18 protein-coding genes are annotated in these 17,486 nt (G+C 59.8%); 14 read left to right on the plus strand and 4 right to left on the minus strand.

Annotated features, from left to right (window positions below; translation table 11 throughout):
• Positions 1-201 precede the first annotated feature (201 nt).
• The 12 genes from urtA (at position 202) to N018_RS22495 (ending at position 11,952) form a co-directional block, all read left to right on the plus strand.
• Positions 202-1,467: an urea ABC transporter substrate-binding protein gene (urtA, locus tag N018_RS22440; protein ID WP_025390792.1), complete on the plus strand. Its 1,266-nt coding sequence runs from the start codon at positions 202-204 to the stop codon at positions 1,465-1,467.
• A 301-nt stretch (positions 1,468-1,768) separates the two neighbouring features.
• Complete coding sequence (gene urtB / locus N018_RS22445; protein WP_025390793.1) at positions 1,769-3,358, plus strand: urea ABC transporter permease subunit UrtB; 1,590 nt, start codon at positions 1,769-1,771, stop codon at positions 3,356-3,358.
• On the plus strand, positions 3,358-4,437 hold the full coding sequence (gene urtC / locus N018_RS22450) for an urea ABC transporter permease subunit UrtC (protein WP_024644115.1): 1,080 nt from the start codon (positions 3,358-3,360) through the stop codon (positions 4,435-4,437). The genes urtB and urtC overlap by 1 nt, the downstream gene beginning before the upstream one ends.
• The gene (gene urtD / locus N018_RS22455; RefSeq protein ID WP_024644114.1) at positions 4,434-5,294 is read left to right on the plus strand and encodes an urea ABC transporter ATP-binding protein UrtD; all 861 of its coding nucleotides are present in this window, start codon (positions 4,434-4,436) and stop codon (positions 5,292-5,294) included. Before urtC ends, urtD begins: the two co-directional genes overlap by 4 nt.
• 101 nt (positions 5,295-5,395) lie before the next feature.
• Positions 5,396-6,094 carry an urea ABC transporter ATP-binding subunit UrtE gene (gene urtE / locus N018_RS22460; protein WP_024644113.1) on the plus strand — a complete coding sequence of 233 codons (699 nt, stop codon included), beginning with the start codon at positions 5,396-5,398 and terminating at the stop codon, positions 6,092-6,094.
• 48 nt (positions 6,095-6,142) lie between these two features.
• Positions 6,143-6,988, plus strand: a complete 846-nt coding sequence (locus N018_RS22465) for an urease accessory protein UreD (protein WP_024644112.1) — start codon at positions 6,143-6,145, stop codon at positions 6,986-6,988.
• A gap of 85 nt (positions 6,989-7,073) precedes the next feature.
• On the plus strand, positions 7,074-7,376 hold the full coding sequence (gene ureA / locus N018_RS22470) for an urease subunit gamma (protein ID WP_005888604.1): 303 nt from the start codon (positions 7,074-7,076) through the stop codon (positions 7,374-7,376).
• Positions 7,377-7,386: 10 nt separating this feature from the next.
• Positions 7,387-7,929, plus strand: a complete 543-nt coding sequence (locus N018_RS22475) for a GNAT family N-acetyltransferase (RefSeq protein WP_025390794.1) — start codon at positions 7,387-7,389, stop codon at positions 7,927-7,929.
• Between the two features lie 10 nt (positions 7,930-7,939).
• On the plus strand, positions 7,940-8,473 hold the full coding sequence (locus tag N018_RS22480) for a GNAT family N-acetyltransferase (RefSeq protein WP_025390795.1): 534 nt from the start codon (positions 7,940-7,942) through the stop codon (positions 8,471-8,473).
• Positions 8,470-8,775: an urease subunit beta gene (locus N018_RS22485; protein WP_024644109.1), complete on the plus strand. Its 306-nt coding sequence runs from the start codon at positions 8,470-8,472 to the stop codon at positions 8,773-8,775. The genes N018_RS22480 and N018_RS22485 overlap by 4 nt, the downstream gene beginning before the upstream one ends.
• Before the next feature lie 161 nt (positions 8,776-8,936).
• A complete protein-coding gene (gene ureC, locus N018_RS22490; protein WP_003419475.1) occupies positions 8,937-10,637 on the plus strand; it encodes an urease subunit alpha in 1,701 nt (566 codons plus the stop codon).
• Between the two features lie 184 nt (positions 10,638-10,821).
• Positions 10,822-11,952 (plus strand): sensor histidine kinase, encoded by a 1,131-nt coding sequence (locus N018_RS22495; RefSeq protein ID WP_024644108.1) that lies wholly within the window; start codon positions 10,822-10,824, stop codon positions 11,950-11,952.
• A gap of 82 nt (positions 11,953-12,034) precedes the next feature.
• Here N018_RS22495 and cbpA read toward each other — a convergent pair whose 3' ends face one another.
• Positions 12,035-12,982 carry a curved DNA-binding protein gene (cbpA, locus tag N018_RS22500; protein ID WP_025390796.1) on the minus strand — a complete coding sequence of 316 codons (948 nt, stop codon included), beginning with the start codon at positions 12,980-12,982 and terminating at the stop codon, positions 12,035-12,037.
• Positions 12,983-13,293: 311 nt separating this feature from the next.
• Here cbpA and N018_RS22505 point away from each other — a divergent pair, with 311 nt between their 5' ends.
• Complete coding sequence (locus tag N018_RS22505; protein WP_025390797.1) at positions 13,294-14,559, plus strand: Hsp70 family protein; 1,266 nt, start codon at positions 13,294-13,296, stop codon at positions 14,557-14,559.
• An 87-nt stretch (positions 14,560-14,646) separates the two neighbouring features.
• Here the strand turns inward: N018_RS22505 and N018_RS22510 are convergent, their stop codons facing one another.
• Both N018_RS22510 and N018_RS22515 read right to left on the minus strand, forming a co-directional pair.
• Positions 14,647-15,657 carry an AI-2E family transporter gene (locus N018_RS22510; protein WP_025390798.1) on the minus strand — a complete coding sequence of 337 codons (1,011 nt, stop codon included), beginning with the start codon at positions 15,655-15,657 and terminating at the stop codon, positions 14,647-14,649.
• 188 nt (positions 15,658-15,845) lie between these two features.
• Positions 15,846-16,136 carry a PsiF family protein gene (locus tag N018_RS22515; protein ID WP_024644104.1) on the minus strand — a complete coding sequence of 97 codons (291 nt, stop codon included), beginning with the start codon at positions 16,134-16,136 and terminating at the stop codon, positions 15,846-15,848.
• A 152-nt stretch (positions 16,137-16,288) separates the two neighbouring features.
• Between N018_RS22515 and N018_RS22520 the strand changes: the two genes are divergently transcribed.
• A complete protein-coding gene (locus tag N018_RS22520; RefSeq protein ID WP_024644103.1) occupies positions 16,289-17,170 on the plus strand; it encodes a DMT family transporter in 882 nt (293 codons plus the stop codon).
• Here N018_RS22520 and N018_RS22525 read toward each other — a convergent pair.
• Positions 17,167-17,400, minus strand: coding sequence for a hypothetical protein (locus N018_RS22525; protein WP_024644102.1), 234 nt, complete (start codon positions 17,398-17,400; stop codon positions 17,167-17,169). The two genes, N018_RS22520 and N018_RS22525, sit on opposite strands and share 4 nt — an antisense overlap.
• Positions 17,401-17,486: the final 86 nt, after the last annotated feature.

Consider the following 17,486-nt stretch of genomic DNA (forward strand, 5'->3'; position numbering starts at 1 on the left):
TGACGCACCGCACCATCACGGCGCGCAACGCGCACCGCCTTTCGCACGGCGTTCCACGGTGGTGCGCGACGCGCCTCCCGCGCGACAGATTCATTCCATTTTGCGACTTTTTTGCATTGGCCCAGCATTTGCTAATGCTTGATAAGCGCAATGTTTGCACCGCCCGCAACCCTCATTCAGAAATCACGAACGGAGTCAGCCATGAAGCGTCGCAGTCTGATCAAAGCCTTCACCCTGTCCGCATCAATCGCCGCCATGGGGCTGACCTGGACGGTTCAGGCTGCCGAGACCATTAAGGTCGGCATTCTGCATTCGCTGTCAGGGACCATGGCGATCTCCGAGACCTCGCTCAAGGATATGGCGCTGATGACCATCGACGAGATCAATGCCAAGGGCGGTGTCAACGGCAAGATGCTGGAGCCCGTGGTTGTGGACCCGGCATCCAACTGGCCGTTATTCGCGGAAAAAGGCCGTCAGTTGCTGACCCAGGACAAAGTGGCGGTAGTGTTCGGTTGCTGGACATCGGTATCCCGCAAGTCGGTCTTGCCAGTATTTGAAGAATTGAACGGTTTGCTGTTCTACCCCGTGCAGTACGAAGGCGAAGAGATGTCGCCCAACGTGTTCTATACCGGTGCAGCGCCTAACCAGCAGGCCATTCCTGCGGTCGAGTACGTGATGAGTGAAGACGGCGGCTCTGCCAAGCGCTTCTTCCTGCTCGGCACTGACTACGTTTACCCGCGAACCACCAACAAGATTCTGCGCGCGTTCCTGCACTCCAAAGGTGTGAAAGATACCGATATCGAAGAGGTCTACACGCCGTTCGGCCACTCCGATTATCAAACCATCGTCGCCAACATCAAAAAGTTCTCGGCGGGCGGCAAAACGGCAGTCATCTCGACCGTCAATGGCGACTCCAACGTGCCGTTCTATAAGGAACTGGCCAACCAGGGCCTGAAAGCCACCGACGTTCCGGTTGTCGCCTTCTCGGTAGGCGAAGAGGAACTGCGCGGCATAGACACCAAACCGTTGGTGGGCCACCTGGCTGCCTGGAACTACTTCCAGTCGGTGGAAAACCCAGTCAACAAGAAGTTCGTCGCTGACTGGAAAGCCTACGCGAAAAAGAAAAACCTGCCAGGCGCTGACAAGGCGGTGACCAACGACCCGATGGAAGCCACTTACGTCGGCATCCACATGTGGGCGCAGGCAGTCGAAAAAGCCAAGTCCACCGACGTGAACAAGGTGCGTGAAGCCATGGCCGGGCAGACGTTCGCTGCCCCATCCGGCTTCACCCTGACCATGGACAAGACCAACCACCATCTGCAAAAGCCAGTGATGATCGGCGAAATCCAGGACGACGGGCAATTCAACGTCGTCTGGCAGACCAAAGAACCGATCCGCGCCCAGCCTTGGAGCCCGTACATTCCCGGCAACGACAAAAAGCCGGACGCCCCGGTGAAGAGCAACTGACGGATAAAAGCCGACTGCTGATCGTTCCTACGCTCAGCGCCAAGCGTTATATACAGGTCCTGAAGCCCGCGAAATACGGGGCTTCAAAGCTTCTGCCCACAGGGCGCAGGAGCGAACTTGTTCGCGAAGACGGTAGTTCGAACGATACATTTTCGGAGAATGTACCGGCCCTTTCGCGAACAAGTTCGCTCCTACGGCCTTCGGTCAGAATCAGAACAGACCCGCACGTAACGCTGGGCGCAGGCCGTGAAGGACCGCCTCAAGAGCAGACGACGCCCTACTGAATCAAGGCCATATTGATATGCCTTCTTACCTTTACCGCTTCATCCTCGCCCTCAGCCTGCTGCTGCCCTTCACAGCACAGGCCAGCGATGCCGGTGAATTTGCCTCAGCCAGCTCTTCCCGACAGGCAGAGCTGCTGGAAGCCTGGGCAGCAAGTCCGGTCCCTGAACGCCTGGAGCTGCTTGAAGCGCTGCGCGATGGCCGTGTTGCCGCCGACAGCAGCAAACGCGCCTGGATCGAAAGCAACGAGAAATACGTGGCGGTCGATGCACAAGCGCCCACAGCAGCCGACGCCCCAAGCCCTGACGAACCGCGAAAACTGCGCCTGAATAACCGGCTGCGTGGCCTGGTCGAGACAGCTCTGGCCAGCCACCAACTGCTGGCAGACGATACGCGACTGCGCATGGCGGCCGCCTTGCAACTGCAAAAAAGCGCCCGCCCCGCGCAACTGGGCCTGCTGAGCCAACGGGTAGCCAGCGAAACTGATTCCAGCGTTAAAAGTGCACTGACACTTGCCTTGGCCAACCTGCAACTGGTCGATTCCAGCCCCACAGTGCGTCTGGCCGCAGTGCGCCTGCTCGGTGAAACCGGCGATCCGCTGGCCCGCACCCGCCTTGAGTCGCTGCTGGCTCCAGGCGTTGAAACCGACACGTCAGTCCGCATAGCCGCTGAAACCAGCCTGGCGCAGGTCAACCGCAAGCTGATGATTGGCGAAATCCTCGGTCAGGCGTTCAGTGGCATGTCCCTGGGTTCGATCCTGCTGCTGGCGGCTTTGGGCCTGGCAATCACCTTCGGCCTGCTCGGCGTGATCAACATGGCCCACGGCGAAATGCTGATGCTCGGCGCGTATTCAACCTATGTGGTGCAACTGATGTTTCAGCGCTATGCGCCGGGAGCAATCGAGTACTACCCGTTGATCGCGCTGCCAGTGGCGTTTTTTGTCACAGCCGCTATCGGCATGGCGCTGGAGCGCACGGTGATTCGTCACTTGTACGGCCGCCCGCTGGAAACCCTGCTTGCCACTTGGGGCATCAGCCTGATGCTGATCCAGGCCGTGCGGCTGGCATTCGGCGCGCAGAACGTCGAAGTTGCCAACCCGGAGTGGCTGTCCGGCGGGATTCAGGTGCTGCCCAACCTGGTGCTGCCTTACAACCGCATCGTGATCATCGCGTTCGCGCTGTTCGTGGTGGTGCTGACCTGGCTGTTGCTGAACAAGACCCGTCTGGGCCTGAACGTGCGCGCTGTGACCCAGAACCGCAACATGGCTGCCTGCTGTGGCGTGCCGACCGGACGCATTGACATGATGGCCTTCGGGCTGGGCTCGGGTATCGCAGGTCTGGGCGGCGTCGCACTTAGCCAGATCGGCAATGTCGGCCCGGACCTTGGCCAGAGCTACATCATCGATTCATTCCTGGTCGTGGTGCTCGGCGGTGTCGGGCAACTGGCTGGCAGTGTCACAGCGGCCTTCGGTCTGGGCATTGCCAATAAGATTCTCGAACCGCAGATCGGCGCGGTACTGGGCAAGATCCTGATCCTGGCGCTGATCATTCTGTTTATCCAGAAACGTCCGCAAGGCCTCTTCGCATTGAAAGGACGGGTGATCGACTGATGAGCCAGCCATTGATGGTAACTGCCGCACAAAAAGTCGGCCCTAAAGGCACGCTGACGGTGGGCATTCTGATCCTTGCAGTGCTGCTGGCACTGCCGCTACTGTCGCTGTTGCCTGCCGATAACAGCTTTCAGGTGTCGGCCTACACGCTGACACTGGTAGGCAAGATTCTCTGCTACGCCATCGTCGCCCTTGCGCTGGATCTGGTCTGGGGCTACGCCGGGCTGTTATCGCTGGGCCACGGCCTGTTCTTCGCGCTTGGGGGTTATGCGATGGGCATGTACCTGATGCGCCAGGCCGCAGGCGACGGCTTGCCTGCATTCATGACGTTCCTGTCGTGGACCGAGCTGCCGTGGTACTGGGCGGGCACCGATAATTTTCTCTGGGCGCTGTGCCTGGTGGTGCTGGCGCCGGGTTTGCTGGCGCTGGTATTCGGCTTTTTCGCCTTCCGCTCCCGCATCAAGGGCGTCTATTTCTCGATCATGACCCAGGCCCTGACCTTTGCCGGCATGCTGCTGTTCTTCCGCAACGAAACCGGCTTTGGCGGCAACAACGGTTTCACCAACTTCCGCAGCATTCTGGGTTTCAGCATCAGTTCGCAAGGCACCCGTGCCGTGCTGTTTCTGGCCACTGTCGTGCTGCTGGTCGCCAGCCTGTACATCGGCTGGAAGCTGGCACAGAGCAAGTTCGGCCGGGTGCTGACGGCGCTGCGTGATGCGGAAAACAGGCTGATGTTCTGCGGCTACGATCCACGCGGCTTCAAACTGTTCGTCTGGGTGTTGAGCGCCGTCATGTGCGGCCTGGCCGGGGCCTTGTATGTGCCGCAGGTCGGTATCATCAACCCCGGCGAAATGTCGCCGACCAACTCCATCGAAGCGGCTGTCTGGGTCGCTTTGGGCGGTCGCGGCACACTGATCGGGCCACTGCTGGGCGCGGGTCTGGTGAATGGCATGAAGAGCTGGTTCACCGTGGCTTTTCCGGAATACTGGCTGTTCTTTCTCGGCGCGCTGTTCATCATCGTCACGCTGTACTTGCCCAAGGGCGTGATCGGCCTGCTGAAGAAAAGGAGCGATCAATGAAAACCACTCCGACGCCGTCTTACATGCTCGAACCGGTGCTGGCCCCCAACTCCGACGCCGGCACCAGCCGCGACGCCGTGGGACTCGGCAAAAGTGCCGGGAAAGGCTTGAATACACGCCACGGCACGATCCTCACGCTGGAAGACATCAGCGTCAGCTTCGACGGTTTCAAGGCGTTGAATAACCTGAATCTGTACATCGGCGTGGGTGAACTGCGCTGCATCATCGGCCCCAACGGCGCAGGCAAGACCACGCTGATGGACGTCATCACCGGCAAGACCCGCCCCAGCCACGGCAAGGCCTGGTTTGGCGAAACGCTGGACCTGACGCAGATGAGCGAGGTGCAGATTGCGCAGTCCGGCATTGGCCGCAAATTTCAGAAACCCACGGTATTCGAAGCCCTGAGCGTGTTCGAAAACCTGGAACTGGCGCAGAAGGCCGATAAATCGGTGTGGGCCAGCCTGCGTGCGCGCCTGAGTGGCGAACAGCAGGACCGGATCAACGAAGTGCTGGAAACCATCCGCCTGACCACCTCGATGCATCGCCCGGCAGGCTTGCTGTCCCACGGCCAGAAGCAGTTTCTGGAAATCGGCATGCTGCTGGTCCAGGACCCGCAACTCTTGCTGCTCGACGAACCGGTGGCAGGCATGACCGACGCCGAAACCGAGTTCACCGCCGAACTGTTCAAAAGCCTGGCTGGCAAGCACTCGCTGATGGTGGTGGAACACGACATGGGTTTCGTCGGCTCGATTGCCGACCACGTCACCGTGCTGCATCAGGGCAGCGTACTGGCCGAAGGCTCATTGAACGACGTACAGGCAGACGAGCGCGTGATTGAAGTTTACCTGGGGCGCTAGCGCAACGAACTGATCGTTCCAACGCTACGCGTGGGAATGCATGTCCAGACGCTCCGCGTCGCAAAGCGGCGATCATGCTGCACTAGACGAGAACACGAACCATGCTTCAGGTCGAAAAGCTCCACCAGTATTACGGCGGCAGCCACATTCTTCGCGGTCTGTCGTTTGAGGTGAAGGTCGGTGAAGTTACCTGCCTGCTGGGCCGCAATGGCGTCGGTAAAACCACGCTGCTGCGTGTACTGATGGGCCTGCTGCCTTCGAAGGAAGGCGCGGTGCACTGGGAAGGCAAGGCCATCACAGGTTTCAAGACGCATCAGCGCGTGCACGCAGGTATTGCTTACGTGCCTCAGGGCCGGGAGATCTTCGGTCGGCTGACGGTCGAGGAAAATCTGCTGATGGGCCTGTCACGCTTTCCCGGCTCTGAAGCCAAGGAAGTGCCCGCCTTCATCTACGAGCTGTTTCCGGTGCTGCAGCAAATGAAGCATCGCCGTGGCGGAGACCTGTCCGGTGGTCAGCAGCAGCAACTGGCGATTGGCAGGGCGCTGGCGAGTCGCCCGCGCCTGCTGATTCTCGATGAGCCCACCGAAGGCATCCAGCCGTCAGTGATCAAAGAGATCGGCGCGGTCATCAAGAAGCTGGCCGAGCGTGGCGACATGGCGATTTTGCTGGTCGAGCAGTTCTACGATTTTGCCGCGGAACTGGCTGATCAGTATCTGGTGATGTCACGCGGCGAGATCGTTCAGCAAGGCCGCGGCGAGAACATGGAGGCCGACGGGGTGCGTGGCCTGGTGACCATTTGATGCGCCAATCCGTTATCGTGCAGCACTCGACAAACCAGTGAAGATGCCATGAACCTGCCTGCCCACACTGCTCTGTTCACACCCAGCTGGCATGCCGAGCTGGAACTGGGTTATGGCCGTTTTGATGACTGCACGCGCCCGACGCAACGTCGCCACAAAGGGCCGTTGCGGGTACAGAAACATCTGTACGCCGAAGGACCCGAGGTGTGCCAGCACATCATCGTTCATCCACCGGGCGGCATCGCAGGTGGCGACCGGCTGGATATTTCAGTCAACGTCGGTACAGCGGCCTGGGCACAATTGACCAGCCCCGGCGCCGCCAAATGGTATCGCGCAGCCAGCCCGGCGTTTCAGCAACTGGAGCTGCATGTTCAGCCCGGAGCGACGCTGGAGTGGCTCCCGCAGGAAACCATCGTGTTCAGCAACGCCCAGGCAGAACTGAGCACGCGCATCGAACTGCACGGTGATGCCCGGTTATGCTACTGGGACGTCGTGGCGCTGGGCCGTCCCGCCAGTGGTGAGCGTTTCGAGCACGGGCACTTTCAGTCGCATCTGGACATCCGTCGCGACGGCGCATTGCTCTGGCACGAGCGGCAACGCATTATCGGCGCTGACGGACTGCTGGATTCGCCGATCGGGCTGGATGGCAAAACGGTGTTCGCCACCCTGCTGCTGACCGGTGAGGCGGCCAGCGAGCTGCTTGAAGATTGCCGCTCGCTGTCGATGCCCAATCCGGTCCGAGGTAATCTGACTCAGTTGCCGGGATTAATCGTCGCGCGCTGTCTGGCTGACGAGGCCTTGCACGCCAGGGCCTGGCTGATAGAAATCTGGAAGCGCCTGCGCCCAGCCCTGCTGGGACGCGAGGCGGTAACGCCAAGAATCTGGAATACCTGAGGGTTGGACCCAATGCATCCAGGGCGGCATTTCTGGCCGGAGCACGGGAACGATCAACCACCGAATCTGAAGAAGCGAAAAACCCATGGACCTGACGCCACGCGAAAAAGACAAGATGCTGATTTTCACCGCCGGGCTGGTCGCCGAACGGCGTCTGGCACGCGGCGTGAAGCTTAACTATCCGGAAGCCATGGCCTACATCTCGGCGGCGTTGCTGGAAGGCGCGCGTGACGGGCAGACCGTCGCTGATCTGATGCACTACGGCACCACCCTGCTGAGCCGCGATCAGGTCATGGAAGGCATCCCGGAAATGATCCCGGAAATCCAGGTGGAGGCCACCTTCCCGGACGGCACCAAACTGGTCACCGTGCACCAGCCGATTGCGTGAAGGAATGATCATGCAGGAGCTGATTCGTGATGCATTGCCGGGCGATCTGCCGGGCATTCTGGCCATCTACAACGATGCCGTGCTGAATACCACGGCTATCTGGAATGAACAGCCGGTCGACCTGGCAAACCGTCAGGCCTGGCACGCGTCTCGCCAGACCCAGGGTTATTCGATCCTGATCGCCGTCGAGAGCACAGGCGATGTACTCGGTTATGCATCGTTTGGCGACTGGCGGCCTTTCGAGGGCTTTCGCCATACCGTCGAACATTCGGTTTACGTGCGCGCCGACCAGCGTGGCAAAGGCCTGGGGCCGCGCTTGATGACTGAGTTGATCGAGCGCGCCCGCGCCTGCGACAAGCACATGATGGTAGCCGCCATCGAAAGCGGCAACGCGGCCTCCATCGCCCTGCATGATCGTCTAGGCTTCAAGATCACCGGGCAAATGCCACAGGTCGGCACCAAATTCGGCCGCTGGCTGGACCTGACGTTCATGCAGCTAGACCTGTCACCCGGCGCTCCGCCGCCCGCTTCACAAGCGCCCAAATCCATCTAGAGAGCACGCCATGAACCATGCACACCTGCGACGGGTTACCGCTGAAAGCTTCGCGCATTATCGCCACGGCCTGGCGCAGCTGCTATTCGATACGGTTCATGACGGCGCATCGGTCGGGTTCATGGCGGACCTGGACATGGCGCAGGCGTTTGCCTGGTGCGATGGTCTGAAAGCCGATATCGCCGCCGGCAATCTGTTGCTATGGGTGGTGGCCGAGGACGATAAAGTGCTGGCCAGCGCGCAGCTGTCTCTGTGCCAGAAGCCCAACGGCCTGAACCGCGCCGAAGTGCAAAAACTGATGGTGCTGCCAGAGGCCCGGGGCCGGGGTCTGGGACGGCAACTGATGGACGAGGTGGAGCAGACTGCGGTGAAACACAAGCGCGGGCTGCTGCATCTGGACACCGAGGCGGGCTCGACGGCTGAAGCCTTCTATCGTTCGCTGGCCTACCACCGTGTCGGTGAGCTGCCGGATTATTGCGCCACACCGGACGGTCGTTATCGGCCGACCGCCATTTATTTCAAAACCCTGGGGCAACCGACATGATCCCTGGTCAATACCAGATCCAGCCCGGTGACATCGAACTCAACGCCGGACGCCGCACCCACAGCCTGACCGTCGCCAACAGTGGCGACCGGCCGATTCAGGTGGGCTCGCACTTTCATTTTTTTGAAACCAACGACGCTCTGACCTTCGACCGCGCCGCCAGCCGTGGCATGCGCCTGAACATCCCGGCCGGCACCGCCGTACGCTTCGAACCGGGCCAGTCCCGCGAAGTCGAGCTGGTCGATCTGGCGGGATTGCGCGAGGTTTACGGGTTTGCCGGTCGGGTGATGGGAAAGCTTTGAATATCGTTCCTGCGCTTCGATTACACCCACCATCGCGCAAGACTGAAGATTTGTGACGCGGAGCGTCACGGGATGCATGCCAACGCGGAGCATTGGCACGATAGTCAAAAACTTACAGCTTGCGGCTTGTAGCTTGCAGCTCTGAATCCGAGACCCGAAAGATGAAGATAAGCCGACAAGCCTACGCCGACATGTTCGGCCCCACCGTTGGCGACAAGGTTCGACTGGCGGATACCGAGCTGTGGATCGAGGTCGAGAAGGACTTCACCACCTACGGCGAAGAAGTGAAGTTCGGCGGTGGCAAGGTTATCCGTGACGGCATGGGCCAGGGTCAACTGCTGGCCGCTGACGTGGTTGATACGCTGATCACCAACGCCCTGATCATTGACCATTGGGGCATCGTCAAGGCCGACGTCGGCATCAAGAACGGGCGCATCGCCGCCATCGGCAAAGCGGGCAATCCCGACATCCAGCCGGACGTGACGATTGCAGTCGGTGCGGCCACCGAAGTGATTGCCGGTGAAGGCATGATCCTCACCGCAGGCGGCGTCGACACACATATCCACTTCATTTGCCCGCAGCAGATCGAAGAGGCGCTGATGAGCGGCGTCACGACCATGATCGGCGGCGGCACCGGCCCCGCCACCGGCACCAACGCCACCACCGTTACGCCAGGCCCATGGCACATGGCGCGTATGCTCCAGGCCTCGGACTCGTTTCCGATGAACATCGGCTTCACCGGCAAAGGCAACGTCAGCCTGCCCGGCCCGTTGATCGAACAGGTCAAGGCGGGGGCTATCGGCCTGAAACTGCATGAAGACTGGGGCACTACGCCGGCCGCCATCGACAACTGCCTGAGCGTTGCCGACGAGTATGACGTGCAGGTCGCGATTCACACCGACACGCTGAACGAGTCAGGTTTTGTCGAAACCACACTGGCCGCGTTCAAGAATCGCACCATCCACACCTACCACACCGAAGGCGCTGGCGGCGGCCATGCACCGGACATCATCAAGGCCTGCGGCTCGCCGAACGTGCTGCCAAGTTCGACCAACCCGACCCGCCCCTTCACCCGCAACACCATCGACGAGCACCTGGACATGCTCATGGTCTGCCATCACCTGGACCCGAGCATCGCCGAGGACGTGGCCTTCGCGGAAAGCCGCATACGCCGCGAGACCATTGCTGCCGAGGACATTCTTCACGATCTGGGCGCGTTTTCGATGCTCAGCTCCGATAGCCAGGCGATGGGCCGGGTCGGCGAAGTGATCATGCGCACCTGGCAAACCGCCGACAAAATGAAGAAACAGCGTGGCCCGCTGCCACAGGATGGCCCTGGCAACGATAACTTCCGCGCCAAGCGCTACATCGCCAAATACACCATCAACCCGGCGATCACCCACGGCATAAGCCATGAGGTGGGCTCCATCGAAGTGGGTAAATGGGCGGATCTGGTGCTTTGGCGGCCGGCGTTCTTCGGCGTGAAACCGACCCTGATCCTCAAGGGCGGCGCCATTGCCGCGAGCCTGATGGGCGATGCCAACGCCTCGATACCGACACCACAACCTGTCCACTACCGCCCGATGTTCGCCAGCTATGGCAGCTCGCTGCACGCCACCAGCATGACCTTCATCAGCCAGGCCGCGTTCGACGCAGGCGTGCCGGAATCGCTGGGCCTCAAAAAACAGATCGGCGTGGTAAAAGGCTGCCGCACGGTGCAGAAGAAGGACCTGATCCACAACGACTACCTGCCGGACATCGAAGTCGATCCGCAGACCTATCAGGTCAAGGCCGACGGCGTACTGCTGTGGTGCGAACCGGCAGATGTGCTGCCGATGGCGCAGAGGTATTTTCTGTTCTAGAGATGAGCATTGTCACGATAGTGATTGTTCAGGCACTCCGTTCAATACGCTGCCGATTGGACACCGCATCCAGAAAAAGGCCGTTTACCGACCAAAATGACAGTAAACACTCGGTGTTTCATGTCATGTAAAGGAGGTAATATGCGCCATCTTTTGTCATGCACCTCTAGCAAGGTACTCGGCCATGCGCCTTTCCGAATTCATCGTTGTTCATGTGGATCGCATTGTCGATGAATGGGAAGACTTCGCCAGAACCCTGAAACCGGCTGCAGAATCGATGACCAGGGTTGAACTGCGGGATCATGCGAAGTCGATTCTGCTCGCGGCTGCACGCGACATGAAAACGGCACAGAGCAAGAGCGAAGAGATCGCCAAGGCTCGTGGTGAGGAGTTGAACAAGACGCCGAGCCTGGATGAAGCCGCCAGCAGCCATGGAGAACTGCGCCATGAGGTCGGTTTTGATCTGGTGCAGATGACGTCCGAATTCCGCCATTTGCGCGCCAGCGTCATTCGTCTGTGGGCGGAAAGCCTGACTGTGCCGCAACTGACTGACTTTCAGGATGTGATTCGCTTCAATGAAGCGATTGATGAAGCCTTGGCAGAGTCCACCGCCGCCTATGCCGAGCGAGTCGGACGTTCACGGGATATCTTTCTGGCCATTCTGGGGCATGACCTGCGCGCGCCGCTGCAAGCCGTCAGCATGTCCACTGAACTGCTGGCACGCAAAATAACGCTGGACGAAAAGACCGGGGGCTACGTCGCTCGCATCCAGACCAGTACCCGTCACATGGGCGCGATGGTCAGCGATCTGCTTGAGTTCGTGCGCAGCCGTCTGGGCGCCGGGCTGCCGGTGGAGCGCAAACACATGGACCTGGCCAGCGCCTGTCGTGAAGCCATTGAAGAAGCCTGCGCCGGGCGACCGGATTCCACTCCGGTGCTCAGCATCGAAGGCAACACCAAGGGTCACTGGGACACTGGACGGATCAGCCAGATGTTGCAGAACCTGATCGGCAATGCCTTGCAGCATGGCGCAGCCAGTCACGAGATCACGGTCAGTGTCACCGGGGCCGAAAAATCAGTGGAACTGGTGGTGCACAACGAAGGCAAGCCGATCGCCGAAGATGCCATTGGCACGATCTTCGATCCGTTGGTGCGCAGCACCGAGGAAAACAGCGAAACACGCGGCACGTCGACCAGCCTGGGGCTGGGCCTGTTCATCGTCAAGGAAGTGGTGAACGCCCACGGCGGCAGCATCACAGTGACCTCGACCATTGGCGAAGGCACCACGTTTAAAGTGGTGCTGCCAAAAAACTGAAGCGGCTGGCTGCATACCACTCAGCATGCAGCCGTGACGCTTCACACCACATCAACGCCGAATCAGACGGCGCTGCCCGCGCTTACCCCTTCCAGTGCGCACGCGGATCGAACGACGCGCTGTTGTCGGCCAGCTTCTGCCAGAGCGCCCGCGTCGCCTCGTCGGACTGTTTGGGCATGACGATCTTCAACTGCGCATACAGATCGCCGCGTTCGCCATTCTTGTTCATAAGGCCATTGCCTTTGATTCGCAGGCGTTGACCGTTCTGGCTGTCAGGCCGAATAGTCAGATTGAGCCTGCTGGTCAGCGTCGGCACTGCCACCTTGGTGCCCAGCGCTGCTTCCCACGGGGCCAGCGGCACGGTGATCACCAGATCATGGCCTTCGACCTCGAACATCGGATGCGGCGCCAGGCGGATGATCAGGTACAGATCACCATTGGCACCGCCGCCGATACCGGGTGCGCCCTGGCCTTTGAGGCGAATGCGCTCGCCGTCGACCACACCTGCCGGAATCTTCACGTTCAGGGTCTTGGTGATATCGCTGACCCGCTGCCCGTTGGCGCTGTGCTGAGGCACCTTGAAGCTGACCTGCTTGGATTCCCCGGACAGCGTTTCCTCAAGGAACACCGCCAGCTCCATTTCTACATCCTGGCCCTTGCGCCCCGGGTTGCGAGTACGCCCACCCTGCTGCGGCCGACCACCGAAAATGGAACTGAAAAACTCGGAAAAGTCGGCCGTCTCTTCGAATCCGCCTGCGCCCGCCCCGGCACGGCTTTGCCAGCCAGGCGGGGTCTGGAACGGACGGCCCTGTCGACCGTACTTGCGCAGTTCATCGTACTCGGCACGCTTTTCAGGACTGCTGAGCACTTCGTAGGCTTCGGACGCTTCCTTGAACTTGTCTTCGGCGCCCGCCTCCTTGCTGACGTCGGGATGATACTTGCGTGCCAGTTTGCGATAGGCGGTCTTGATCGCCTTGTCGTCCGCAGTGGGCTCAACGTCAAGTATCTTGTAGTAGTCTTTGAAATCCATGTAACGATCACCCATCCGATTTATCCGGCAAAGCCAGATACGCTGGCGTCACGCGCCCAGCTCCCTCTGTTTATGAGGTATCTGGATTACCTAACGTCGAAAAATGTACAGGTAGCCAGCCGCGTTTCAGGCGGGTCGAGCCTTCGACGACCTGGTCTACCGAGAATACCTTCAAGATTGGGGGTGATGGGCCTCAGTTCAAGCCTTGGCCGCAAATACAGCCAGGCAAATATAAGCGACGTGTCGCGCTACGCAATTTGCCCGCGCTGACATAAACTGCGCGGCCGTTTTTTGACTGGAACGTAAAAGACATGAATGACCAATCCCCGGCCCGTGCCTGCGGTATCGACTTCGGCACGTCCAACTCCACCGTCGGCTGGCAACGCCCCGGCATGGAATCGTTGATCGCGCTGGAGGACGACAAGATTACCCTGCCATCGGTGGTGTTCTTCAACATGGAAGAGCGCCGCCCGGTGTATGGCCGCCTTGCGCTTCACGAGTATCTGGAGGGTTATGAAGGCCGCCTGATGCGCTCGCTCAAGAGCCTGCTGGGCTCCAAGCTGATCAAGCACGACACCAGCGTGCTGGGCACGGCAATGCCGTTCAAGGACCTGCTGGCGCTGTTTATCGGTGAGCTGAAAAAACGTGCCGAGAACACTGCCGGACGTGAGTTCGAACAGGTGGTGCTGGGTCGCCCGGTGCATTTTGTCGATGACGACGCGCAGGCGGACCAGGAGGCGGAAGACACGCTGGCTGAAGTGGCGCGCAAGATCGGCTTCAAGGACGTGTCCTTCCAGTTCGAACCTATCGCGGCGGCCTTCGATTACGAGTCGACCATTGAAAGCGAAGAATTGGTGCTGATCGTCGACATCGGCGGTGGTACTTCAGACTTCTCGCTGGTGCGCCTGTCGCCCGAGCGACGCCAGCACGATGATCGCCAACAGGACATTCTGGCCACCGGCGGCGTACACATCGGCGGGACCGACTTCGACAAGCAGCTGAGCCTGCAAGGCGTAATGCCGCTGTTCGGTTACGGCAGCCGCATGAAAAGCGGTGCCTACATGCCCACCAGCCACCACATCAACCTCGCGACCTGGCACACCATCAACGCGGTGTATTCGCAGAAGTCCCAACTGGCACTGGGCAGCATGCGCTACGACATCGAGGACACCGGCGGCATCGACCGCCTGTTCAAGCTGATCGAACAACGCGCCGGACACTGGCTGGCGATGGAAGTGGAAGAAACCAAGATCCAGCTGACCCACGCCGAACACCGCCACCTGCCGATGGACCGGGTTGAGCCGGGGCTCAGTGTAGAGTTGAGTCGGGCGATGTTTGAAACGGCTATTGATGGGCAACTTCAGCGGGTGCGCAACAGCGTGACCAATCTGCTGAACGATGCGGGCGTAAGCGTAGCGCAGGTCAACACGGTATTTTTCACTGGCGGCTCAAGCGGCATTCCGGCACTGCGCAACAGCGTCTCGGCGATGCTGCCCAACGCGCGCCACGTAGAAGGCAACATCTTCGGCAGCATCGGCAGCGGCCTGGCAATCGAGGCGAAGAAGCGTTACGGCTAGCTCAAGAGCGGACGCGGAGCGTCCAGAACGGCATGCCAACGCGGAGCATTGGCACGATAGCTACTCTGATGTGTATCAAGGAAAGCGTTAAACCAACCCTTCCTTCTGCAACTCGCTCTTCAGGTACGCATAATAAATCGGCCCTGCCACCACGCCCGGCAGGCCGAATGCGGCTTCGAACAGCAGCATCGCCAGCAACAGCTCCCACGATTTGGCATTGATCTGCCCGCCAACAATTCGCGCGTTGAGGAAGTACTCGACCTTGTGGATCACGATCAGATAACCCAGTGCCGCCAGAGCGACCCAGATCGAGATCGACATGCCGACGATAAAGATCAGCGTGTTGGACATCAGGTTACCCACCACCGGCAACAGGCCGAGCAGGAAGGTCAGGATAATGAGGGTTTTGGTCAGTGGCAGATGAATACCGCACAACGGCAGCACGACGGCCAGAAAGATCGAGGTGAACGCAGTATTGAGCAGGGATATCTTGATCTGGGCGAAGACGATATTGCGGAACGCGCGGCTGAGCAGATACAGACGATCAAACAGCGTTGCCGCCAGCGGCTTGCGCACGTGATCATCGGAAATCCGCTGCAAGGCGATGATCGCCCCCAGCACCATGCCGATCAGCATGGTGACGAACATATGCGCCGCGCCCTTGCCTATCATTTGTAGCTCACCGACATGCTTCTGCAGCCATTGCCCCAGGGAAATCCGGAACTCCGCCGCACTGGCTGGCAGATAAGCGTCGATGAACGGCGGTAACTGCCCGCGCGCGCGATCCACCAGCACCATGAACTTGTCCAGCGAGGCGCCGGGATTTTCGGCTTCATGCAGCACAAAGCTGATGACACCCGCGAAAATCAGGGTCAGCAGACTGACCACGATGGTCCCCAGCAAGGCAACGGCCAGCCAGCGCGCGCGCTCGCCCGAGATAAGGCGTTGCAGCTTGGGGGTCAGCATGTTGACCAGTTCGAAGACCAGCAGACCGGCCAGCAGACTGGGCAACAACTTGAAAGGCAATACCAACAGCAACCCGCCAAACACAAGAATCCAGCTGGCTATTAACACCTGACGCGCAGAAAACGTTGGCATAGACCCTCAAAGGGCGACACAAGGAAGGTGGGCAGTCTGCCAGCCTTCTCAGCCGAGAACCAGTGATGCGCAAGATGGAAAAATCACGACACAATCATCCGCCCGATGATCGGCCTTATAACCGCAAGAAAGTGCCGTGTTTGCTGCACATTCGCCAGCCATTCAAGGCATTGCTCAGCGCCGGAAAATTATTTCTTCTTGAGACAATCACTCATGAAGCTTTTCCGCGCATCACCCTTGAGCGCGTCAGCGCTGGCCGTCGCGTTGCAGGTTTTCATCTTGTCCTGCTGGGTAGCCGCAGGCGGCGGCGCGGCTTTCAGGCAGGTGCTCATGAACGTCTTGCGCTCGTCGCCCTTGAGTGACTTGGCGCTGGCGTCAGCGTTACAGGTGGTCATCTTGTTCTGCTGCGCGGTGGCGGCAAAACCCTGAGCGGACAACATCAGGCCAACGAGCAACAACGGAATACCGAGCTTCTTCATCGACAGACTCTCCAGATACCCTGCAGCAAACGGCACAGGTTGAGAACCAGTGTAGTCAAAGGTTGCGAGAGATGACGGCGCACTGCGTATTGAAGCTGGCATTCGCGAAGAACAGGCGGATAATCGCTGCTCGCTTTCATGATGATCCCCACATGCAATACGCTTTTCCGCTGATCACAATCCTTATCTGGGCAATCAATACGGCCGTCACCAAGGCGTCGTCCGGAGTGATCTTCCCGGCAGAGATAGGTTTTTATCGCTGGGCGCTGGCCGGGCTGCTGTTCACGCCATTCATGCTCGGGCCGGTCTGGGCAAACCGTGCCGCAATCAGACCGCTGCTGGGCAAGATCTTTATCCTCGCCGTGCTGGGCACAGCGCTTTATCAAAGCCTGGCGTATTTCGCTGCAGGCCTGACGACCGCCACCAACATGGGAATCATCCAGTCCATGGTGCCGATGATGGCGCTTGGGCTGTCGATAGCCTGTCTCGGCACTCGCCTGACCTCGGGCGCGCTGGTGGGGGCCATGATTTCATTCGCGGGGGTAGTAGTAGTGGTTTCGGCGGGCCACCCGGGCGAGCTGATCGAACATGGGGTCAATCGTGGGGATGCGATGGTGTTGGTGGCAGCGGCATCCTATGCCGTCTACAGCACGCTGCTGAAGAAGTGGCAGCTGTGCCTGCCGCCCCTGCAATTGCTGTATGTGCAGATTCTGCTGGCGATTATCGTGCTGCTGCCGCCGTTTATCCTGTCGGAGAAAACCGGCCTGAACGCGAACAACATCCCGATGGTGCTGTATGCCGCCATTCCCACGTCCATGCTCGCGCCATGGCTGTGGATGAAAGCGATCATGCGCCTGGGCCCCAGCCGCACAACCTTGTTCTTTAACCTGATGCCCATCGCCACGGCATTGATTGCCGCGGCGACGCTGGGCGAACAACTGGCGCTCTATCACCTGTTCGGCGGAGCGCTGACCCTGTGCGGCGTCATCCTCGCGGAACGCTGGACAACGCCGTTGCGGTCAAGGGCAGACTAGGCCGTCGCGCTGCTCTCGCCCACCTCCAGGCTATGAATTGAAACATCCGTGATACCGGCGGCGTGAGCAATGCCGGTTTCGCTGCCTGAAAGCTCGTCCAGTTCCACATGATGCTTGAGCGCCAGCTCGTGCACCACGTCGATAATGGGCACGTCCAGATTCTCGATAACGTCTATGTGGTGCTCGCCCTGCAAGGTGTACTCGATCTCATACAGTTCTTTATCGCTCATCGCATCTTCCTGGCCGTCACAGAGGATCGGCTGATTAACGAACTACGGTCTGACAGACAAACGATGACCGAGCCCAGGGCCGAACA

Source organism: Pseudomonas syringae CC1557, assembly GCF_000452705.1.
Classification (GTDB): Bacteria; Pseudomonadota; Gammaproteobacteria; order Pseudomonadales; family Pseudomonadaceae; genus Aquipseudomonas; species Aquipseudomonas syringae_F.